15 protein-coding genes and 9 pseudogenes are annotated in these 20,565 nt (G+C 58.4%); 14 read left to right on the top strand and 10 right to left on the bottom strand.

Annotated elements, in window-relative coordinates; translation table 11 throughout:
* Nucleotides 1-63: 63 nt before the first annotated feature.
* The 4 genes and pseudogenes from ACQY4M_RS07705 to ACQY4M_RS07720 all read right to left on the bottom strand — a co-directional run bounded on the left by ACQY4M_RS07705 (nucleotide 64) and on the right by ACQY4M_RS07720 (nucleotide 5,528).
* On the bottom strand, nucleotides 64-1,107 hold the full coding sequence (locus tag ACQY4M_RS07705; protein WP_428539227.1) for an IS5 family transposase: 1,044 nt from the start codon (nucleotides 1,105-1,107) through the stop codon (nucleotides 64-66).
* 99 nt (nucleotides 1,108-1,206) lie between these two features.
* Nucleotides 1,207-4,185: pseudogene (locus ACQY4M_RS07710) on the bottom strand (baseplate multidomain protein megatron); the annotation flags it as partial.
* 3 nt (nucleotides 4,186-4,188) lie between these two features.
* Complete coding sequence (locus ACQY4M_RS07715) at nucleotides 4,189-4,644, bottom strand: NlpC/P60 family protein (protein ID WP_428542851.1); 456 nt, start codon at nucleotides 4,642-4,644, stop codon at nucleotides 4,189-4,191.
* Nucleotides 4,641-5,528, bottom strand: a complete 888-nt coding sequence (locus tag ACQY4M_RS07720) for a DUF2163 domain-containing protein (protein ID WP_428542854.1) — start codon at nucleotides 5,526-5,528, stop codon at nucleotides 4,641-4,643. Before ACQY4M_RS07720 ends, ACQY4M_RS07715 begins: the two co-directional genes overlap by 4 nt.
* 68 nt (nucleotides 5,529-5,596) lie before the next feature.
* Between ACQY4M_RS07720 and ACQY4M_RS07725 the strand changes: the two genes are divergently transcribed.
* Nucleotides 5,597-5,890, top strand: coding sequence for a DUF1778 domain-containing protein (locus tag ACQY4M_RS07725; protein ID WP_428542857.1), 294 nt, complete (start codon nucleotides 5,597-5,599; stop codon nucleotides 5,888-5,890).
* A complete protein-coding gene (locus tag ACQY4M_RS07730) occupies nucleotides 5,887-6,402 on the top strand; it encodes a GNAT family N-acetyltransferase (protein ID WP_428542860.1) in 516 nt (171 codons plus the stop codon). Before ACQY4M_RS07725 ends, ACQY4M_RS07730 begins: the two co-directional genes overlap by 4 nt.
* 10 nt (nucleotides 6,403-6,412) lie before the next feature.
* Here ACQY4M_RS07730 and ACQY4M_RS07735 read toward each other — a convergent pair.
* The 4 genes and pseudogenes from ACQY4M_RS07735 to istA form a co-directional block, all read right to left on the bottom strand.
* Nucleotides 6,413-7,039 (bottom strand): annotated as a pseudogene (locus tag ACQY4M_RS07735) (phage distal tail protein, Rcc01695 family).
* Nucleotides 7,040-7,330: pseudogene (locus tag ACQY4M_RS07740) on the bottom strand (phage tail tape measure protein); the annotation flags it as partial.
* Between the two features lie 124 nt (nucleotides 7,331-7,454).
* Complete coding sequence (istB, locus tag ACQY4M_RS07745) at nucleotides 7,455-8,186, bottom strand: IS21-like element helper ATPase IstB (RefSeq protein WP_428539322.1); 732 nt, start codon at nucleotides 8,184-8,186, stop codon at nucleotides 7,455-7,457.
* Nucleotides 8,183-9,682, bottom strand: coding sequence for an IS21 family transposase (gene istA, locus ACQY4M_RS07750; RefSeq protein ID WP_428539289.1), 1,500 nt, complete (start codon nucleotides 9,680-9,682; stop codon nucleotides 8,183-8,185). Before istA ends, istB begins: the two co-directional genes overlap by 4 nt.
* Before the next feature lie 136 nt (nucleotides 9,683-9,818).
* Here istA and ACQY4M_RS07755 point away from each other — a divergent pair, with 136 nt between their 5' ends.
* Nucleotides 9,819-10,352: an IS110 family transposase gene (locus ACQY4M_RS07755; RefSeq protein ID WP_428542863.1), complete on the top strand. Its 534-nt coding sequence runs from the start codon at nucleotides 9,819-9,821 to the stop codon at nucleotides 10,350-10,352.
* Nucleotides 10,353-10,587: 235 nt separating this feature from the next.
* On the opposite strand, the gene ACQY4M_RS07760 is transcribed toward ACQY4M_RS07755, so the two are convergent.
* On the bottom strand, nucleotides 10,588-11,604 hold the full coding sequence (locus ACQY4M_RS07760) for a hypothetical protein (protein WP_428542866.1): 1,017 nt from the start codon (nucleotides 11,602-11,604) through the stop codon (nucleotides 10,588-10,590).
* A gap of 64 nt (nucleotides 11,605-11,668) precedes the next feature.
* Between ACQY4M_RS07760 and ACQY4M_RS07765 the strand changes: the two are divergent.
* Both ACQY4M_RS07765 and ACQY4M_RS07770 read left to right on the top strand, forming a co-directional pair.
* Nucleotides 11,669-11,878 (top strand): annotated as a pseudogene (locus ACQY4M_RS07765) (DUF2924 domain-containing protein); the annotation flags it as partial.
* Nucleotides 11,875-12,234 (top strand): annotated as a pseudogene (locus ACQY4M_RS07770) (recombinase family protein); the annotation flags it as partial. The pseudogenes ACQY4M_RS07765 and ACQY4M_RS07770, both read left to right, overlap by 4 nt.
* Nucleotides 12,235-12,301: 67 nt before the next feature.
* Here the strand turns inward: ACQY4M_RS07770 and ACQY4M_RS07775 are convergent.
* Nucleotides 12,302-12,990: pseudogene (locus ACQY4M_RS07775) on the bottom strand (transposase).
* 45 nt (nucleotides 12,991-13,035) lie between these two features.
* Between ACQY4M_RS07775 and ACQY4M_RS07780 the strand changes: the two are divergent.
* The 9 genes and pseudogenes from ACQY4M_RS07780 to ACQY4M_RS07820 form a co-directional block, all read left to right on the top strand.
* Nucleotides 13,036-13,524, top strand: a pseudogene (locus tag ACQY4M_RS07780) (IS1595 family transposase); the annotation flags it as partial.
* 100 nt (nucleotides 13,525-13,624) lie between these two features.
* Entirely contained in the window at nucleotides 13,625-14,851 is a 1,227-nt protein-coding gene (locus ACQY4M_RS07785) for an IS256 family transposase (protein ID WP_428539582.1), read from the top strand.
* Between the two features lie 68 nt (nucleotides 14,852-14,919).
* Nucleotides 14,920-15,024: pseudogene (locus ACQY4M_RS07790) on the top strand (IS1595 family transposase); the annotation flags it as partial.
* An 89-nt stretch (nucleotides 15,025-15,113) separates the two neighbouring features.
* Nucleotides 15,114-16,157 carry an IS5 family transposase gene (locus tag ACQY4M_RS07795; RefSeq protein WP_428539227.1) on the top strand — a complete coding sequence of 348 codons (1,044 nt, stop codon included), beginning with the start codon at nucleotides 15,114-15,116 and terminating at the stop codon, nucleotides 16,155-16,157.
* 65 nt (nucleotides 16,158-16,222) lie between these two features.
* A complete protein-coding gene (locus tag ACQY4M_RS07800) occupies nucleotides 16,223-16,348 on the top strand; it encodes a hypothetical protein (protein ID WP_428539576.1) in 126 nt (41 codons plus the stop codon).
* Nucleotides 16,308-16,403 (top strand): annotated as a pseudogene (locus tag ACQY4M_RS07805) (IS1595 family transposase); the annotation flags it as partial. The gene ACQY4M_RS07800 and the pseudogene ACQY4M_RS07805, both read left to right, overlap by 41 nt.
* Before the next feature lie 589 nt (nucleotides 16,404-16,992).
* Nucleotides 16,993-17,184 (top strand): helix-turn-helix domain-containing protein, encoded by a 192-nt coding sequence (locus ACQY4M_RS07810; protein ID WP_428542869.1) that lies wholly within the window; start codon nucleotides 16,993-16,995, stop codon nucleotides 17,182-17,184.
* Nucleotides 17,181-19,511, top strand: coding sequence for a type I restriction-modification system subunit M (locus ACQY4M_RS07815; protein ID WP_428542872.1), 2,331 nt, complete (start codon nucleotides 17,181-17,183; stop codon nucleotides 19,509-19,511). The genes ACQY4M_RS07810 and ACQY4M_RS07815 overlap by 4 nt, the downstream gene beginning before the upstream one ends.
* Nucleotides 19,508-20,554: a phosphoribosyltransferase-like protein gene (locus tag ACQY4M_RS07820; protein WP_428542875.1), complete on the top strand. Its 1,047-nt coding sequence runs from the start codon at nucleotides 19,508-19,510 to the stop codon at nucleotides 20,552-20,554. The genes ACQY4M_RS07815 and ACQY4M_RS07820 overlap by 4 nt, the downstream gene beginning before the upstream one ends.
* Nucleotides 20,555-20,565 lie beyond the last annotated feature (11 nt).

The following is a 20,565-nucleotide window of genomic DNA, read 5'->3' on the forward strand; positions in this document are numbered from 1 at the left end:
ACCCATTTTCACCGGTTTCAAGCCGGTTTTGGGTATTTCAGGCACACCTCACCCCATGAACCCTTATCCCGGCGCCGCCAGGCCGCATTCGAACTGGACGAAGCGCTTCATGTTGTAGACCAGGTTCATCATCCCGATGCGAAATCGCGCCCGCTTCAGGCCGATGGAGCGGATCAGCTTGCCGCCCATGGAGCGCTCCTGAAAAGCGAATACATGCTCGACCCGGACCCGCACTTTCGAGCGCCTCCGGTTGGCCTTTTGCTGGCGCTCGCCAAGCGGCTTGCCGCGCCTGCCCTTGTGATGGATATGGCTGTGAAGCCCCCGCTCTTCCAGCTCGCTTTCGATCTTTTGCGAGCGATAGGCGCTGTCGGCCCACAGGTCCGATGAGGTGTTGCTCGCATCAATCAGACCGGCAAGCGCCTGGCTGTCATGCACGGCGGCATCGGTGACATCATAAGCGCGGATGAATTTGTGCCGCCGGTCGACATTGATGTGGTTCTTGTAGCCGTAATAGCTCTTGCCGTGCTTCTTCGTCCAGCGCGCATCCACGTCCTTCTGGCGCTTCTTGTGGGGTTTTTCCTCCCACTCTTCAGGCGTTTCGCCCGCCTTGATTTTCTCGTTCTCGTCCCTTTTGTTGTGCTGGCGCGGCGCCGGAACGATGCTCGCATCAACAATCTGCCCGCCCATCGCCAGATAGCCCTTTTCGCGCAGAAAGGCATCGAACTTGTCAAACAGCTCCTTCATCTTCCCGGCCCCGGCCAGCCTTTCACGGTAGGCCCAGATGGTCTTGGCGTCAGGTACGCTGTCTTCAATGCCAAGGCCGAGAAACCGCATGAACGACAGGCGGTCGCGGATCTGATACTCGATCTGATCGTCAGAGAGGTTGTAGAGCTGCTGCAAAACCATCGTCTTGAATATCAGCACCTCATCCCAAGGCGGGCGGCCAGCGTTGGATTTGCGCTGTTCGGGCGGCGTGCGCCATATGGCCTTCAGCTCGTCCCGGTAATCCTCGAACGGCACCATGTCGTTGAGCAACACCAGCGGATCACCAGATTTGTCCAGTCCCGCGTATCGGCTGGAAAGATCAAAAAATCCCATCTGACCCATGACAAAACCCCGTCGGTCGAATCATTTTCATCCTGATGACGATTCTACCCCGTCAGGCCGGATTTTGGGGGATTTTTAGAGGTTCCCGGTGGCTCCGGGCAGACTCGCGGGTCGGTATTGCCCGGGTGGCAGGTCGTAAATCGTGGCGTCGGTGCGGATCGCCTCGATGGCCCGCGCGCCGGCGTCACCGATGCGGGTGATGCGATAATCGATCAGGCGACCGTCATTGGCGAGACTGACGACATCACCGGGATCGAGAGACAGGTTTGAGGGTGGAAATTTGGCCGTCAGGGTCTCGCGTCCTATCCACGCTTCCATCAATGCGCGGCGACAGCGTCGGTCGGCCTCTTCCAGCGATACGGCCAGCGGGAAGCTCTCCGAGGTCACGCGGGCAGCTTCCACCGTGACACGGCGGGCCTCGACCGTGGCGGCGTCGTATTCCTCGTCGGGGCGCACCAGTTGCCATTTGAGCGCTTGCGGCAGCTCGGTTTCCTGCCCGCGGGTCAATTCCATCACGTCGCCGGATGCAACCACCAAATCATCGGGTTTTATGGTGGCGTTGGCCCGCTGGCCGCGCGTCACAAACTGGATCACCCCGCCGCTCTCCACCGCATCAAATCCGAAATGCCGCGCCAGCGTCGAGATCGAGGCGCGCGGGCTTTCCAGCGCGGAAATCACAAACCCCGGCACGGTGTCGGAAAGCGCGCTGACGTCGATCAGGACATCATCCAGCCCCGCGCGGCGGCAAAGCTCGCGCACCAGCGCGCCAAGCCCGACCGCACCAAGCCGACCGTTCAGCCAATGCCCCAATCGCCAGTTCGGCGCATCGGCCCAGACATCGTCGCGGGCAGGGAAATCCGGATAGGGCCGCGCGTCCCATGTCCAGACAGCCGCCTCGCCCATATCGATCATCGGGGCGGTGTAAACGCTGCTGCTCGGGTTGTTGGCCGGATCACCCCAATAGCCCAGCATCGCCTCGATATAGCGCCGCTGGATTGCCTCGTCCTGCCAGCCCCGCGAAAAGTATGGCAAGGCGCTTTCGGCCGATTTCGGGTCATAAAACACATTCGGCTGGTTGGTGCCGCGATCGATAGCCGGGCAACCGAGCTCCGTAAAGCGGATGGGCTTGGATTGCGAGATCCAACCGGTCGGCGTTACGCTTTCAACCCCGCCCGGGCGGTCATAATGCGCATTGCCCCACCACGCGCGCATATCCTTGGGGCGGAAAACCCACGGCTTGTTGTAGGCTCCGTCGGTGATGGGGGTGCGGATCTGGGCGATGCGGTCGGCATCGGAGGCATAGAACCAGTCAAACCCTTCGCCGCCCTCGATATTGCTGCGCAGATAGTCGAGGTCACGGATAGAACCCCATCCCGCCTGCGCATCCGCATGATCAAACCCGTCGCGCCAGTCGGACAGCGGCAGGTAATTGTCGATGCCGATGAAGTGGACGTTCGGATCAGACCACAATGGGTCGAGATGATAGAACAGATCGCCGGAGCCATCCTGCGGCTGGTGCCCGAAATATTCCGACCAGTCGGCGGCATAGCTGATGGCGGTGCTGGCTCCCGGAATATTGGCAACATCAGCGACCAGTTGCTTCAGGGCGGTTACAACCGGATAGGTGGTTGCCCCGTCGCGGATTGTGGTCAGCCCGCGCAATTCCGATCCGATCAGAAACGTATCCACCCCGCCAGCCGCCGCGCAAAGATGGGCATAATGCAGGATCATACGCCGATAGCCCCAATCGGGGCCGCCGGTCCAGGAGACGGTCTCGCCGCTGACGCTGAAATCCGAGGCCTGCGCATTGCCCATAAACGCAGACACCTGCGTGGCGGCAGCTGCGGTCTTGTCAACGGTTCCGGCATAGCCTGCCGCCGGAGAACAGGTGATCCGGCCGCGCCAGGGATAGGTGCTTTGTCCAACCGTGGCCGCATTGTCTGAATATGGATCGGGCAGCGTATTACCCACCGGAATATCCATCAGCAGAAAGGGATAGAAAGTGACCCGCAGCCCGCGTGCCTTGAGTTCCTGGATCGCCTGCACCACGGCGAAATCGGCCGGCGTGCCGCCAAAGGCCGTGCGGCCGGTTGCATCGAGGCTGATCACATGGGCCGCCGTGCGTGTGACGCCGTTCACGGCCCAGCTTTTCGGAGTGGTCGCCTTCGTGGTGTTTTCCACACCGGGCACAATCTGGCAGTTTCCGGCCCGCAGGTCGGTTCCAAACCAGCTGACCACGAGGCTGATGCTTTCGATGTTCGGGGCGGCCGCCTGCAACTGATCAAGCGCGGCCACGATATCCGGCACGGCATTGGTGGTGTGCACATTCTCGGAGGCGGTATTTCCGCCGGATCCGCGAGATACCGGCTCGGTGGCATAGACGAACTCGCCGGTGCCGGGGATCAGGGTGACGGAGCGGATCATGCCCTCGGCGGTATCGGGCTCGATGACGGGGCGGAAAACCTCGAAAGACAGCTGCGGGATACGATTGCCGAATTGCTCCAGCGGCAATTCCTCGAACATCACATAGGCGGTGCCGCGATAGGCGGGGGCATTTCCGACCCCCATTTTGGTCTCAACGAACGGGTCCGGTTGCTGGGTCTCGTCGCCCGCATACAGACGCCATGTCACGTTTGAGAGATCGAGCGGCTTGCCATCGGCCCAGATGCGCCCGATGCCCGAGATTGGCCCCTCGCACAGCGCCACGGCAAAGGAGGCGGAATAGAGGTAGGCCGTGGTGGTCACCTTCGGCCCGCCACCCTTGCCGCCACCCTGCGTGGTCGTGTTGACCGTTTCGGTGAAATCCGTGGCCCAGATGATGTTGCCGCCAATCCGCATGCGGCCATAGATGCGCGGGATAATCGCCCCCTCGGTCGAGGTGGTGAGGGTCAGGTCGTCCAGCCGCTGGCCTTCGATGCGCTGCCCGGGGGCAAGTGACGATACAATCCAGCTGTCGATCATCGAGCCCGCGAAGGAGCCGATCGCACCGCCAATGGTGGCGGCCGACACGCCAAGGATCGCCCCGCCGATGCTGCCGCCAATGGCCGCGCCAGCCGAGGCGAGAAGAATGGAAGCCATGGTTTACCTCACAGGAAAACGAAAAGCGAAGGCGATCCGGCGCTGCCAGGCAGGCGACAGATGTTCCTCGATTACGCCTGTGCGCTCATAGGCGTGAATAAAGTGCGAGCGCGCACTGCGGGCGGTGCCAGACAGAATACCGACATGCTTGGCAATCGCGCCCGCACGCATGCGAAACAGGATAACATCGCCGGTGCGGGCCTCCACAACGTCCAGCTCCTGCATTGCCGCCCGTGCGGCCTCGGCCAACACCTCGACCGGTCCCGTTTCGCCCCAGTCGCGGGAATAAGGCGGCACGGGCATCGGTTCGGGACCAATCACATCCCGCCAGACGCCGCGTAAAAGCCCGAGGCAGTCGCACCCGACACCGCGCACCGAGGCCTGATCGTGATACGGCGTGCCAATCCAGCGGCGGGTGGCCTTGACGATGCGTGCCGGGGCGGTTCGTGAGCGGTTCACAACACCGACCCCGCATTGGCATCGCCCTTGGCCGCATAGCGGATAATGGTGTCCTGTCCGGGGATATGGGGGAAACCCCGGAAATTGGCCGCGTTGGTGAACTTGCTCTGACAGGTTTCGAACCGCTTGTCGCAACCGGCGAAGATGTCGAAGGTGTTGCCGACCTCTGCTGGCCGCACAGGAGCCTCTAGCAATTTGATGATCACGTCCGCGCCCACGATGGCATGACTCAACACCTCGGCCTTGCGTCCCGTATTGGCACCGGTCAGCCATTGCAGGGTTCCAAGCGCAAACCAGCCTTCGGCAAAACCCGAGAGGCTGGAGACCGCAAAGCCGCGATCGCCCGACAGCGAAACCACCGTGCCCGATGCCTTGAAGGCCGGATCGTTCAGATCAACGCCGCAGCGTGCATCCCCCAAGGCGGCATCGCAACTTGCCTGAAACGTCCGCCCGATAGTCTGGCCCAGCACATGCGCCAGCGAGCGCATCTCGGCGACAAAATGTAACCGTCCGCGCCGGACCTGACCGATCGCGCCCCGACGCAGCAGAGCACGGCTGGTGGTGTCGGCCCAGTTGACGCGCCAGATTTCCACGGTGGCGTTGTCCCAGCGGCCATCGAGGATATCGGTCTCGGTGATGGTGGTGGAGGTCAGCACACCCTCGGCCTCCTGCGCATCGACAGACAGGTCGGAACCGGCGCGGATTTCCGAGGCGGTGAAACCGGATTCCGGTTGATAGGTGGTGCCGTCAAACGTCAGCGGCCGATCGTGGTCAGTAAAGCCGAACACCGCCCCGTCACTGCGGGTGAGACGCCAGCACCAGGCGAGCGTGGTCGTGCCGGACTCGAGGTGGGTTTGCAGGGATTGAGGGAATTGTTTTGCCATTATGCGGCCTCTTGATTTGTGTATCTATTGTCTTTACATTACAAGCATCACATATTCCGGAGAAACCAATGCCCGTACCTCAAACTGCCAGCCCGGCGGCGCACAAATCGTTGATCAACCTGCGCGTCACCCGACGCGACCGGGATCTGATCGATCGTGCGGCGGATGCTCTGGGTAAGAACAGCACCGAATTTATGCTCGAGGCAACGCGCCGCGCGGCGGAAGATGCGTTGCTTGACCGCAGCCTGTTCCGGTTGAATCCCGAGCGTTTCGATGCATTTCAGGCCGCACTTGATGCGCCTGCCAAACCGTCTGAAGCCCTTCGAAAACTGCTGGCAACCAAGGCCCCGTGGGAGGAATGAGTGCGCTGAAAGCGCCCCTGCGGGCACCGGAACTTCTCGATGAAACCCACGAACTTGATACGTTTGACTGTGGCGCGCCAAGCCTTGACCAGTGGCTGAAACGCCGCGCGCGAGGCAATCAGGCTTCCGGTGCCTCGCGGGTTTATGTTGTTTGTCGCAGTAACACCGTGGTCGGCTATTACGCCTTGGCCGCCGGTGCGGTAGAGCGGGACGAAGCCCCGAGCAAGGTCCGCCGCAACATGCCGTCCCCCGTTCCCGTCATCATTCTCGGCCGTTTGGCGGTGGACAACCGTGAACAGGGCAACGGGATTGGCACGGCGCTGCTCAGGGATGCTTTGCTGCGCGTTCTGAATGCATCGCAGGAAATCGGCGCGGCGGCGGTACTGGTACATGCCCTGAATGATCGGGCCAAGGCGTTCTATCTGGAGCACGGATTTGTGGAAAGCCCGATCGAGCCGCTGGTTTTGATGCTGCGCATCAAGGATATTGCCACAGCACTTGGCGAGGGGTGAGGCGGACCCTTCATCGCCGCAACTCGATCAGGGGAATGGATGTGATGGAGCCGAGCCGCTCCAGATCATGGGTGACATCGAGTCGGTCGGTATCGAAACGCACTGGCACGTCGAATTCGAAACCGACAGAAACAATGACGCCGCTGGCTGGAGCCGCGGTGAAGGTAACGAGACCGGTTGCGGTATCCACGGACCAACCGGAGGCCTGAACGATCCCGTCCAGCGCCACCGTAACGGTGCCGGTCACCGGTTTGGTGATAGTTCGTGTCCAGGTATGCGCGCCGGATGAATAGGCTTTTACCAGTTGGAATGCGGTCGTGGTGCCGTCGCCAATGCCAATCGCCTGATTGGTTGCCGTCGGCACACCCGACGGCAAACAGGATTTTTAATCGCCCCAATCCTTCCAGCGAAACCCGTAGAGCCGCCCGTTGCGCGCCTCGAAAAATGCCACCACGGCGGCCAGATCGTCGGCACGGCGGATGCCATAGGCCGCGTCATAGCGGCGCCGAGAATTGGCCCAACTGGCATTCCTTTCCTCGTCGCCCGAGGCCAGCTCGACAATCTGGGTGCGCCGTTCCGGCCCGCCGCGCGCACCCCGGCTGATATTGTCCGGAAAACGGATTTCGTGAAACGCCATTTACATACCCCTCCGGCCCATGGCGACGGCACGGGCAATGTCAGCCGAGACCTGGGTGCGCGATTGCCGGAAGCTCTCGGCGTCGCGGGTCTGGATGTTGATTGTGACGTTTTGGGAACTGGCTGTTCCGTATTGCGCGGCCTCACGCCGGTTCAGCACCCGCTCGCCTTTTTGCAGGATGGCGGGAACTTCATCCGGTTTGAGACCTACCCAACCACCGCCATGCATGCGGGGCGCATTTGCAAAAGCCATGGCAGGTACCATCCTTTGCGGCGCGGCTCCGCCCACTGTCAATGAGCATTTAAAACTGACCCGGTTTCGGCATTTAAATTTGCCCCCCCCTTTGTGGCGCAAAGCCCCCAGTCGGGCCGCCTTCATGTAGCGAGTCCGTCTGGGGGCTTTGCTTGCGGAACGGCTAGTTTTTTCTACGGCGTTTACTCTGGGCGAACCGGTATGAGGTATTGCCGGTTTCGATGATGTTGCAGTGATGAGTGACGCGATCCAGAAGGGCGGTTGTCATCTTGGCATCCCCGAAGACCGAGACCCATTCACCGAACTCAAGGTTGGTTGTGATGATGATGCTGGTCTTCTCGTAGAGCTTGCTGATCAGATGGAAGAGCAACGCGCCACCGGATTTGGGAAACGGGATGTAGCCCAGCTCGTCGATGATGACGCAGTCCAAAGCCGAGAGCTGCCGGATGATCTTCCCTGCATTGCCGTCGGCCTGTTCCTTGATCAGGGCGTTGATCAGATCGACGGCGTTGAAGAAGCGCGCCTTCTTGCCGTTGTTGATCAGCGTCGTTCCCAGCGCGATGGCGATGTGGGTTTTGCCCGTGCCGGTTCCGCCCACCAGGATGAGGTTATGGGCCTCCTCTGTGAACTGGCCGGTGCAGAATGGTTCGATCTGGGCCTGGGTGAGGGCGGCGGCGCTGTAATCGAAGGTTGCGAAGTCCTTGTGATGGGGGAACTTCGCAACCCTCATTTGATACTGGATGGAGCGCACCCGGCGCTCTACAGTCTCGGCGTCGATCAGTTGCCTTATCGCTGTGGTCAGACTTGGCGGCTTGCGCGCGGACAGCAGATCATGGGCGCAAGCTGCCATTCCATGCAACCTGAGGGCTGTCAGTTGGTCGATCAAGGCATTCATACGGCAACCTCCTCAGCCGAGCACAGGGTCTCATAGCGTTTGCAATCGGCTTCGGGCCGCAAGGTCAGCTGCGGATAAGCGCAGGCATCGCTGAGCGGTGTGATGACCGGTTCCACCAACTGGTTGATCAGATTGATGATGGCGGGCAGCCGCAGGGTGTTTTGTGCCACCGCCAGATTGCAGGCCGTCTCGACCACCTCGATCCCGTGATCCTGTGCCAGCAGGAGCAGGTCGACGAACTCCCGATCCCCGCCTTTACCAGCCATGTAATGTTCCCTGATCCGATGCATGGCCTCGGGCAGTTCCCAGCCCACAAAGGGGGCGCCATTGCGCAGGGCACCAGGCTTGCGGTCCAGCAGGGGAACGTAATGCCAGGGCTCGAAATAGCTGATATTGCGGGTAAAATGACGCCTGTGCTCGGCAATCACATCCTGACCGGAGACCACCACGATCCGGCCGGCATAGGCGCGTAGCGACACATGATGCCCGGCAAAGCGGGAGGGCACGCTGTAGCGATTGCTGGCATATTGAACCAGGCAGGTGGAGCGGACACGGACGGTCTTTTCCACGTAGCCGTCGAAGGCCCGACCCAGGGGGCGCAGTTCGGCGCGCTCGTCTTCGAACACTTCGGTAATCGTGCGATCCTGCTGCTCGGGATGGGGACGCTCTGCCAGATCTTCGCAACGCAGACGCAGCCACGCGTTCAGCGCCTCGAGATCATCAAAGGCCGGTTCGGGAACGAACAACCGGCCCCGCAAGAACTGGACCTGGTTCTCGACCTGTCCCTTCTCCCAGCCCGCAGCGGGCGTGCAGGCCACCGGCTCCATCACATAGTGGTTCATCAAGGCCAGGAACCGGGGATGGAATATCCGCTCCTTCGAGCGCGAAACGTAGGTCACCATGGTCTTGGGGTTGTCGATGATCACCCTGCGCGGAACGCCTCCGTAAAAGGACAGCGCCTGCACGAAAGCATCCAGCACCATCTCCTGGGCTTCACCGGGATAGGCAATCACGAAAGGCTTGCGGCTGTGACACAGGCGGAAATGAGCGACCTTCACCTTCTGCTCGACACCACCCAGTACGACCCGTTCTTCGCTCCAGTCAAATTGCAGCGCGTCACCCGCCGCAAAATGCAGCGGGATAAACGCATCTCCCGAACAGGCCCCGGCGCGCTTCAACTCACGAACAAAACGCTGAACCGGCGAATAGGACCCGGTATAGCCCTCTGCCACAAGCTGCTCGTATAGCTTCTGGGCCGTCCGCCGCTCCCGGCGTGGTCGCCTCGAGTCCTGATCAAACAGTTCCTGCAGCCGAAGATCAAACCCATTGCACAGTTTGTGCCGAACTGGCGGCGCATGGCGCTGGTAGCTCGGCGGATTCTCGTCCTTCAAATACTTCTTGATCGTGTTCCGCGACAGTCCCGTCGCCCGCGCCACAGACCGGATGCTGCGCCCTTCAACCAGCACCCAGCGCCGGATCTTCGATACGCTTTCCATCAATATCACCTGCTCTTTCCTCCGCACAATTTTGCGCGGATGTTAACGAAACAGGTGGGTCAATTTTACTCGCTCATAACCCACCCAAGTGGGTCAGTTTTGCACGCCGATTCACATCGTAAGAATGGCGAAGGCCATGAAGGACGGAGAGCATGACGACCTGCCGGAGGTCGCGCGTACGGCGTTGCTGGGTTTTGCCCGTCAGCTTGAGACGCTCACCGTAGAAATCCGTTCGCTCGATAATCAGCTGCGTGCCTGGCATCGACAAAGTGCGGTGAGCCAGCGGTTACAGACGATCCCGGGCGTCGGGTTCATCACGGCAACCGCTATGGCCGCAAGCGTTCCGGACCCGGCTGCCTTCGCGTCGGGGCGCCAGTTCGCGGCCTTCCTCGGGCTCGTACCAAGGCAGAATTCGTCAGGAGGCAAGGACAGGCTCGGCCGAATATCCAAAATGGGCGATCCCTATCTGCGAACTCTGCTGGTAAATGGTGCCACATCGATCATTCGCAGAGTCGGACGCGACGACAGCGCCACCGGCATCTGGATCCGCAGATTGCTTGATAAAAAGCCCGCGCGTGTGGTCACGGTTGCCATTGCCAACAAAACAGCGCGCATCATCTGGGCCGTGCTGTTGCGCGGAGATGTTTATCGCCGCCCGGCAGTCAACTGACAGGAATCGCAGCGACCGGGATACGGGTTCGCCGCACCGAGTTGCGAGGGCAAAGATGAATGATGATGATCAACGAAAGCCGCCGCCGGGACACCCCGTATCGGTAGCCCGGGCATAAAAGCTCGTCTCCATGATTGGGACCCAGGCGACGCGGACTTCATCAGGGCCAGCGGTCAAACGTACCGCGCCAACAGGCCGAACACATGACCGCAACCGCAATGATCAAAACTTCAAATTAACCCTTGCAAAAAAGGAGCCATCCACACATGGCTACCTTGAGCGATAGTTTTCGACTCCAGTGCCCAAGGCGAACCTCGACTTCAAGAACTTTGGCCTGGTGGATTTCAAACCCGTCAATACGCGGCACCGGTAAAATCAAGGAACTGCGGAAACGCCCCAGATCATATCGCTTCCAAGTCAGCGGTTTTTGCGAGACATCATGGTTCAGTGCCACCTCGGCAAAAGCCCCGCTAACCTGCTGCCTCACGGCGGGGCTGTCCGCACATATTTCTATCTGCCGTTTCGCTGGGGTGTAGATCAGCGTTGCCTCGTTCGGCGGCCGAAAATATATCGTCCCCAGCCCACCGTCATCACGGTGATTACGGACGCTCGAAAGCGGTCCCCCATGTCGGACAATCAACATGACTGATTCCGGGTGTGCGTCAGTTGCCGGCAAATCCATCGCGGTGACCGTGCATTTGGTTTTCAACTCGAGAACTTCGGTGATCTTCGTGGCGAGTGCGGCCTTGTCCAACGAAGTTGCATCGAAATCGGTGGTATTGCCCAACTCGACTTCGAAAGCATCATACATCTTTCCGTGGTCGCGGTACTGGCGGGCAAAATAAAAGCTTTCCGCATCCTCGAATGCATGCCGTGCATTGAGGAAAGTCCAGATGCTCCGACACAGCGGATCAAGCTGATTTTCGTATTCGATAAATTCTTCATTGGACAGGCGTTTTTTGGCAATCGTATCGAGAGACGCAACCCCCTTGCCTTCGGCCAGGTTTCGCACCCGCCCACACCGCCGTTCCACCGGCGTTAGGTCGTCCTGGTCAAACTGACCGAGGGTTTCGAGAATGCGGTCCCGTGCTGCCCCTCCGGTGTCATTCTCCAAAACCTCCGTCAACCCGAAATCCGGCTCGTTGTCGGTATCCGGACCCCGAGCTTTGAAAATACCAAGAATCAAGTCGACCGGTGCATCTTCGATCAAACCAAGGGCAAAACGCCCAACAGGAGAAGCTTTTCTCGCCATATCAATACCTCAACAAATAATGTTCGCGTTTTGTTTTGAATATACAGCCCTGGAGAGAGTTGCGAAACCCCATATACGGCAAGCTCTTGTATCGCAACCCAAGCTGATCCGCGAATGGCAGGGGATTGAGCAGACGGTGACGGTTTTGGCTGATGGCTATGAGTGGCAAGGCCGATCCTACCGATCGCTCTCGGCAGTGGCTCGCGCCATTACCGGCACCCGCTGGAACGGCTGGATCTTCTTTGGCCTGAAATCACGACGGGGGACAGCATGAGCAAGGATATCAAGCGCAAGCTGCGCTGCGCAGTTTACACCCGCAAATCATCGGAGGAGGGGCTGGAGCAGGAATTCAATTCGCTCCACGCCCAGCGGGAGGCCTGCGAGGCCTATATCGCCAGCCAGCGCTCCGAGGGCTGGGCGTTGATCCGCGAGCATTACGACGATGGCGGGGTATCGGGCGGTACGCTGGAGCGGCCCGGTTTGAAACTGCTGCTGGCGGATATCGAAGAGGGTCTGATCGACGTGGTCGTGGTTTACAAGATCGACCGGTTGTCGCGCTCCCTGATGGATTTTTCAAAGCTGGTCGAGGTGTTTGATCAGAACAACGTGACCTTTGTTTCCGTCACCCAGTGGTTGTGTCTCGAAAGTGGTGGAAATTGATTTCAGGCACCTCCGAGCGGGTTGAGTTATGCGCCGGTCAGGCGGCTTGGTCAAGGGTTGCGTCGGCGACGGGCTGAGCGAGCGTTTCCCAGCCATCGACCTTTCGCATGACGATCTGCCCCGAGGCCATCAGAGCCCAAAGCAGCATCGGCACGGTCTCGGCGCATGGCAGCACGGTCTGGGTCTTGATGCGGCGGCGGAATTCCTCGTTTAGGCGTTCGATCGCATTTGTCGTTCTGGCCGATTTCCACTGGCCTTGTGGCAGACGCGTGAAGGTGAAAAGCTTATCTCCTGCTTCTTCCAAGCTGTCAGCGACGGCCTTGCATTTCAGCCGCCATTTTCGCAGAAATGCCTTGCGGCGGGTGGCGATTTCCTCGGGTGTTTTGGCGTAGATCATGTCGCGGTAATCTTCTGTCAACTCATCATGCATACGCTTGGGTGCCTTGGCCAGAAGGTTGCGGTGCTTGTGCACCGTGCACGCGGCACGCGCACCGTTTCGGTTCCAAATGTTCCGACCAGTTGCCGCTCGCGATGCCCGTGGCGGTATCCGGCCTTTGCCCCGCCGCTGCGGCCATACCGGCAACGGCCCAGAAACTGCTCCAGCTCCTCTTCGAAAACCGCCTCGATCGTCGCGCGGATGTTCTGGCGCAGCCGGTCTTCAATCGGGTCATAGCCTGCTTCATTGGCCAGTAGCGCGGATGTCGATGTTGCTGTATTCTTTGTCATGGCGTGATCTCCTTGGCGGTTCCAGCCGCCGGTTGGGTGGCTTCGATGCACCCGGAGATTACGCCGTCCTCGAATTTCCACCAAACTCGCGACACTACCCAAGACCGTCTTACGGAGCATTTTGTTTCGGGATCGACAGCACGAACAGCAGCCAGTTTGTGTGGTGTAAACCGCAAGACCGCAGCGTTTTATTTTCTACGCCTGCGCGAGATAATCGCCTATGAGCTGGAGGCGGAAAGCCAAGCTATGTTCGGCGGAGAAATAGAAGTGGACGAAAGCTACTTTGGCGGCAAACGCAAAGGTAAACGCGGGCGTGGTGCGGCAGGTAAAATTCCCGTTTTTGGTATATTAAAAAGGGGTGGGAAGGTTTACACCAAGATCATCCCGGACGCCAAATCCGCCACTCTGATCCCGATCATAGAGCGCAAAGTCGTGCCGGATTCCATCGTCTATTCCGATTGTTGGCGCGGTTATAATGTGCTGGATGTGTCAGACTTCCACCACTTTCGCATCAACCATTCCAAGCTCTTTGCAGGGTAGTGTCGCGAGTTTGGTGGAAATTCGAGGACGGCGTAATCTCCGGGTGCATCGAAGCCACCCAACCGGCGGCTGGAACCGCCAAGGAGATCACGCCATGACAAAGAATACAGCAACATCGACATCCGCGCTACTGGCCAATGAAGCAGGCTATGACCCGATTGAAGACCGGCTGCGCCAGAACATCCGCGCGACGATCGAGGCGGTTTTCGAAGAGGAGCTGGAGCAGTTTCTGGGCCGTTGCCGGTATGGCCGCAGCGGCGGGGCAAAGGCCGGATACCGCCACGGGCATCGCGAGCGGCAACTGGTCGGAACATTTGGAACCGAAACGGTGCGCGTGCCGCGTGCGCGGATCACAGGCGAGGCCGGCAAGGCCAGAGAATGGCGCTCGAAGGCATTGCCCCGCTACCAGCGGCTGACGAAGAAGGCCGAGGCGCTGATCGCTGCTGTCTACCTTTCGGGCACCAACACACGGCGGGTAAAACGCGCCCTGTTCGGCCTGTTTCAGGGGGCGGTCAGCAAGGATGTGGTGAGCCGCGCCTGGCGCAAGGTGAAGGTGGACTGGCAGGCGTGGTGCGCCCGCAGCCTTGCGGATGAAGACATCGTGCGGCTGATCCTGGACGGCACCGTGATCAAAACGCGGATTGACAGGAAGGCCACCAATATCTCGGTTCTGGCCGCGATTGGCGTGCGCCGGGATGGGCAGAAGGTCTTGTTATCACTGATGAACATGGGCGGCGAAAGCACCTCCGCCTGGCGTCAGTTCATCAACGATCTGGATGCGCGCGGGTTGAAACGGCCCGAATTTGTCATCGTGGACGGGGCACCGGGACTTGAGGTCGCTCTCATTGCCCTCTGGGGTGAAGATCTGCCGATCCAGAGGTGCACGGTGCACAAGCACCGCAACCTTCTGGCCAAGGCACCCAAGCGTATGCATGATGAGTTGACAGAAGATTACCGCGACATGATCTACGCCAAAACACCCGAGGAAATCGCCACCCGCCGCAAGGCATTTCTGCGAAAATGGCGGCTGAAATGCAAGGCCGTCGCTGACAGCTTGGAAGAAGCAGGAGATAAGCTTTTCACCTTCACGCGTCTGCCACAAGGCCAGTGGAAATCGGCCAGAACGACAAATGCGATCGAACGCCTGAACGAGGAATTCCGCCGCCGCATCAAGACCCAGACCGTGCTGCCATGCGCCGAGACCGTGCCGATGCTGCTTTGGGCTCTGATGGCCTCGGGGCAGATCGTCATGCGAAAGGTCGATGGCTGGGAAACGCTCGCTCAGCCCGTCGCCGACGCAACCCTTGACCAAGCCGCCTGACCGGCGCATAACTCAACCCGCTCGGAGGTGCCTGAAATCAATTTCCACCACTTTCGAGACACAACCGCTTTGCAGACCGTCACAACCACATCAATGGCATCGAGAATTTCTGGAACCAAGCCAAGCGCCACATGCGCCGATTTAACGGTGTCCCCAAGGCCCAATTTGGGCTATAGGGAACCTCTAAAAATCCCCCAAAATCCGGCCTGACGGGGTAGAATCGTCATCAGGATGAAAATGATTCGACCGACGGGGTTTTGTCATGGGTCAGATGGGATTTTTTGATCTTTCCAGCCGATACGCGGGACTGGACAAATCTGGTGATCCGCTGGTGTTGCTCAACGACATGGTGCCGTTCGAGGATTACCGGGACGAGCTGAAGGCCATATGGCGCACGCCGCCCGAACAGCGCAAATCCAACGCTGGCCGCCCGCCTTGGGATGAGGTGCTGATATTCAAGACGATGGTTTTGCAGCAGCTCTACAACCTCTCTGACGATCAGATCGAGTATCAGATCCGCGACCGCCTGTCGTTCATGCGGTTTCTCGGCCTTGGCATTGAAGACAGCGTACCTGACGCCAAGACCATCTGGGCCTACCGTGAAAGGCTGGCCGGGGCCGGGAAGATGAAGGAGCTGTTTGACAAGTTCGATGCCTTTCTGCGCGAAAAGGGCTATCTGGCGATGGGCGGGCAGATTGTTGATGCGAGCATCGTTCCGGCGCCGCGCCAGCACAACAAAAGGGACGAGAACGAGAAAATCAAGGCGGGCGAAACGCCTGAAGAGTGGGAGGAAAAACCCCACAAGAAGCGCCAGAAGGACGTGGATGCGCGCTGGACGAAGAAGCACGGCAAGAGCTATTACGGCTACAAGAACCACATCAATGTCGACCGGCGGCACAAATTCATCCGCGCTTATGATGTCACCGATGCCGCCGTGCATGACAGCCAGGCGCTTGCCGGTCTGATTGATGCGAGCAACACCTCATCGGACCTGTGGGCCGACAGCGCCTATCGCTCGCAAAAGATCGAAAGCGAGCTGGAAGAGCGGGGGCTTCACAGCCATATCCATCACAAGGGCAGGCGCGGCAAGCCGCTTGGCGAGCGCCAGCAAAAGGCCAACCGGAGGCGCTCGAAAGTGCGGGTCCGGGTCGAGCATGTATTCGCTTTTCAGGAGCGCTCCATGGGCGGCAAGCTGATCCGCTCCATCGGCCTGAAGCGGGCGCGATTTCGCATCGGGATGATGAACCTGGTCTACAACATGAAGCGCTTCGTCCAGTTCGAATGCGGCCTGGCGGCGCCGGGATAAGGGTTCATGGGGTGAGGTGTGCCTGAAATACCCAAAACCGGCTTGAAACCGGTGAAAATGGGTTTATGATCCGAAGCAATCAGGCGGGACAGGCGAAAAACCGTCCACCCCGCCGCGAAGAAGGCGAAAACGGGAATTTACAGAGGTTCCCTATATTTGAAGGAATGCGAGTGGCGTTTCAACAACAGTGACCCTTCAGCTCAGTTATTGCAGCTAAGACAATGGGTTAAGCGTTACTTGAAGTAGTTATCTGGGTCAGCCCCTAGATATTTTACAACATGTTACAAAACTGAACCAAAACCCCTTTAGGCAACAGCTTTGGAGAATATCGGGGGGTAGAGAACCATTTCCGCCAAAACTGCCAGAAGGGCACTCAACAGCCCACCACCTATAACCTTTGAAAACAACAAGAAAATCCGGCTGGGGCCGCAAACGGAGAACGGGTTCTCCGAGGATAGTGGCGGTGGACACGACATACCAACGACTTTTTCTCGAAAAGCCGGTCAAAATACCGCGAAAACCCGCAATTAACCGAGCGTTTTCATTCTCTTAGTTCGGTATTGGTGCGTGTAAATGCGGGCCCGAAGGCAATGGAGCGGCGAAGCCCGAAACCTATCGGTCCAATACCTCCACTCGTGCAGCACTGAAATGATTCCAAAGTCGTCATTGCTTGGCCTTTATGGCGAATGATGCGCTTCGAAGCGTACTTCGGCCGGGCCAGTCCACGCCAAACCCTATCATGACAGGATTGGACTGGCTTGCCCTGCTTTCATCTGCTATTTAAAGTGAAAGCAATAATTTGGAGTCGCAGATTATGGCCTCGCCAGATCAGGCAATGACCGTTCGTGATGTAGCTGGCTACCTGAACGTTGATGAAAAGACAGTTTATCGGCTTGCCAAGCGCGGTGAGTTACCAGGTTTCAAGGTCGCAGGAGCTTGGCGTTTCAAGCGTGCAGACCTTGAGGACTGGATTGATAACCAGAAGAAGGCTGCAACGAACAATGTAGCGGATGAGGGCGGAACTTGAGCAACCTGAATATCAGCAATTTCATATGGAACGTGGCGGACGATGTCCTTCGGGACATCTACGTCCGCGGCAAATATCGGGATGTCATTCTGCCAATGACTGTGATCCGCCGTCTCGATGCCGTGCTTGAACCGACCAAGGAAGCGGTCCTTGCCATGAAGGCCCAGCTTGACAAGGCCGGGGTGGCCAACCAACACGCCGCGCTCTGTCAAGCATCCGGCGAGGCCTTCTACAACACCTCGCCATATCGCCTTCGGGACCTGACCTCCCGGGCTCGGCGCCAGCAACTCAAGGCTGACTTCGAGGCTTATCTCGATGGGTTCTCGCCAAATGTTCAGGAGGTGCTGGACAAGTTCAAATTCCGCAACCAGATCGACACTCTTGTCGAAGCCGATATTCTCGGCTTCCTGATTGAGAAATTCCTCGACCCATCCATCAATTTAAGCCCTCGGCCGGTACTGCATGCCGACGGCTCGGTTCGCCTGCCCGGTCTCGACAACCATTCCATGGGAACAGTGTTCGAGGAACTCATCCGCCGGTTCAACGAAGACAATAATGAAGAAGCCGGAGAGCATTTCACGCCCCGTGACGTTGTTGAGCTCATGGCCCACCTGATCTTCGAGCCCATCGCAGACCAGATCCGTTCGGGAACCTATCTCGTTTATGACGGGGCGTGCGGCACTGGCGGCATGCTGACCGTTGCGGAAGACACATTGGTCAAACTGGGATCTGACCAAGGGAAAGAGGTGTCGGTGCATCTCTACGGCCAGGAGTCCCAACCGGAAACATATGCCATCAGCAAGGCTGACCTGATCTTGAAGGGCGAAGGTATCGAGGCTGAAAACATGCAGTTTGGCTCAACCCTTTCCAGCGATGCCTTCCCGTCGCGCGAATTCGATTTCATGTTGTCCAACCCACCCTACGGCAAATCATGGAAGACGGACCTGGAACGCATGGGCGGCAAGAAGGACATGAACGACGCCCGTTTCAAGATCGAGCATGGCGGCAATCCGGATTACAGCCTGATCACCCGCTCGAGCGACGGGCAAATGCTGTTCCTTGCCAATTTGCTGAGCAAGATGAAGCAGGATACACCATTGGGCAGTCGCATCGCCGAGGTGCACAACGGCTCGGCCCTGTTCACGGGGGATGCAGGCTCGGGAGAAAGCAATGTGCGCCGCTGGGTGATCGAGAATGACTGGCTCGAAGCCATCATCGCCCTGCCACTCAACATCTTCTATAACACCGGTATTGCCACTTACATCTGGGTGCTGAGTAACCGGAAATCCAAGGCTCGCCAAGGCAGGGTGCAACTGATTGATGGTACTGAATGGTTCAAGCCCCTGCGCAAGAACCTGGGCAAGAAAAACTGCAAGCTTACGCAAGAAGATGTCCGGCGAATCTGCGACGCCTTCCTGAATCTGGAAGAAAGTGAATATTCCAAGGTCTTCCCCAATGCCGCCTTCGGTTACTGGAAAATCACCGTGGATCGCCCCCTGCGGCTACGCGCCCAGTTCACCCGCCAGGCCGTCGATGCCCTGCGATACGCCACCGGTGACGAGGAATTGCGCAAGGCGATCTATTCCGAATTCGGTGCGCGCCTGTATGAAGAATTCCACAAGATCAGGAAAGAAATCGAGGCATGGCTAACTGGCGACGATGACGAGGAAGAGGCGGTTGAAGGCGAAACCAAGCGCCCCTCTATCCCTGAAAAACGGCGCAAGAAACTGCTTGATCCGGCCACCTGGGCGCGAGATCGCAAGCTTCTCGAGGCGGCCCGCGCTCTGTGGAAGGTGATGGGCGATGAGGAATTCCCTGATTTCAACATCTTCCGTCGTGAATTTGATACAGCGGCCAAGGAACACGGGATCAAATTGACAGCGGCAGAAAAGAAACTGATCCAGCTTCGCCTCAGCTGGCGTGACCCGGAGGCACCCGAGGTGATCAAGAAGACCGTCAAGGCCAAGCCCGAGGATATCGAGGCCACCGCAGCAGGTGCGCTACATGGCAGATTCCTTGGCAAGGTGGATGGCCGTGATGTGGTCATCACCTATGAACCCGATACCGAGCTGCGCGATACCGAGCAGGTGCCGTTTCTTGAGGATGGCGGGATCGAGGCATTCTTCCGCCGCGAAGTCCTGCCCCATGCCCCCGATGCCTGGATCGACCCCGGCAAGACCGTGATCGGGTATGAAATCTCGTTCACCAAACATTTCTACAAGCCCGAACCACTCAGAACGCTGGAAGAGATCAAAGCCGATATCCGCGCGCTGGAACAGGAATCCGAAGGCTTGCTTGAGAACATTTTTGTGGGAGGCCAATCATGACAGAAAGAACCGATCTTCTTGCTTCGATAGCCGCCACCACAGCTGATTATCGTGAAGGCGATCTGGCTGCACCAACACCAGATCACGTAGACCGTTGGGTCAGGCAATTCGATGAAGATGTCCAAATACCGATTCTGCGTGAGATGAACCATGTGGTGAAGCAGACATATTTCTCGAAAGAATGGGTTTCTGGGTTCTTTGCCAACCAAATCAAGCACGATAAGCTAACCGGATCCAATCCGGCGAGTTTTTGGAAGTCCGCCCATTTCTTGGACATACAGCAGAACGGAAACAGCCAAAGTGAAATTGGGCAGCTGTTTGGAAAAGCACTTCTTGATCAACTTGGCCTTGAAATTGAATCCTGCGGAAACGCAGGTGGAGCCTATATTTATCTCGACGACGTGATTTTCACTGGTGGAAGGGTTAAAAATGACCTTACCGCATGGATAAGAGACGAAGCGCCGGCAAAGGCAGTCGTGCACATTTTGGTAATAGCTACCCACAGGCTTGGCGAATGGCAATGCACTGAGAGTCTGAAAAAGGTCGCAACTGAAGTAGGTAAGAAGGTTAACATTCACGTATGGGCCGCCGCACGTTTTGAGAACAGGAAGGCGTACCGAAATAGGTCTGACGTCCTTTGGCCCGCGACTGTAACAGATGATCCTGCACTGGCTGCCTATCTGGAGCAACAAGGAAGGTTCCCCTTGGAATCGCGCCAACCAGGCGGCGAACCGGATCTTAATATTTTCTCATCAGAAGACGGTCGCCAACTACTCGAACGCGAATTCTTGATGGCTGGTGTTAATATCCGTGGGTTTTGCCAAAACCCCAATGCCATCATGCGCCCTCTTGGTTTCAGTGGCTTCGGCGTAGGCTTCGGGTCAACCATCGTTACTTATCGCAATTGCCCGAACAACGCTCCTCTGGCACTATGGTGGGGCGATCCGGATGCGCCAACCAACCACCCATTCAGCAGGTGGTATCCGCTGTTCCAACGAAAGACTTATGAAAGAGAGGTCGATTTTGATGACTTCGACCTCTGAAACGCCACGGA

This window comes from Profundibacter sp. (genome assembly GCF_965277155.1).
Taxonomy (GTDB): domain Bacteria; phylum Pseudomonadota; class Alphaproteobacteria; order Rhodobacterales; family Rhodobacteraceae; genus Profundibacter.

Coding starts and splice junctions, on each gene's coding strand:
- ACQY4M_RS07705 (WP_428539227.1), bottom strand. CDS start 1,107: ATGGGTCAGATGGGATTTTTTGATCTTTCCAGCCGATACGCGGGACTG.
- ACQY4M_RS07720 (WP_428542854.1), bottom strand. CDS start 5,528: ATGGCAAAACAATTCCCTCAATCCCTGCAAACCCACCTCGAGTCCGGC.
- ACQY4M_RS07725 (WP_428542857.1), top strand. CDS start 5,597: ATGCCCGTACCTCAAACTGCCAGCCCGGCGGCGCACAAATCGTTGATC.
- ACQY4M_RS07730 (WP_428542860.1), top strand. CDS start 5,887: ATGAGTGCGCTGAAAGCGCCCCTGCGGGCACCGGAACTTCTCGATGAA.
- istB (WP_428539322.1), bottom strand. CDS start 8,186: ATGAATGCCTTGATCGACCAACTGACAGCCCTCAGGTTGCATGGAATG.
- istA (WP_428539289.1), bottom strand. CDS start 9,682: ATGGAAAGCGTATCGAAGATCCGGCGCTGGGTGCTGGTTGAAGGGCGC.
- ACQY4M_RS07755 (WP_428542863.1), top strand. CDS start 9,819: ATGAAGGACGGAGAGCATGACGACCTGCCGGAGGTCGCGCGTACGGCG.
- ACQY4M_RS07760 (WP_428542866.1), bottom strand. CDS start 11,604: ATGGCGAGAAAAGCTTCTCCTGTTGGGCGTTTTGCCCTTGGTTTGATC.
- ACQY4M_RS07785 (WP_428539582.1), top strand. CDS start 13,625: ATGACAAAGAATACAGCAACATCGACATCCGCGCTACTGGCCAATGAA.
- ACQY4M_RS07795 (WP_428539227.1), top strand. CDS start 15,114: ATGGGTCAGATGGGATTTTTTGATCTTTCCAGCCGATACGCGGGACTG.
- ACQY4M_RS07800 (WP_428539576.1), top strand. CDS start 16,223: ATGATCCGAAGCAATCAGGCGGGACAGGCGAAAAACCGTCCACCCCGC.
- ACQY4M_RS07810 (WP_428542869.1), top strand. CDS start 16,993: ATGACCGTTCGTGATGTAGCTGGCTACCTGAACGTTGATGAAAAGACA.
- ACQY4M_RS07820 (WP_428542875.1), top strand. CDS start 19,508: ATGACAGAAAGAACCGATCTTCTTGCTTCGATAGCCGCCACCACAGCT.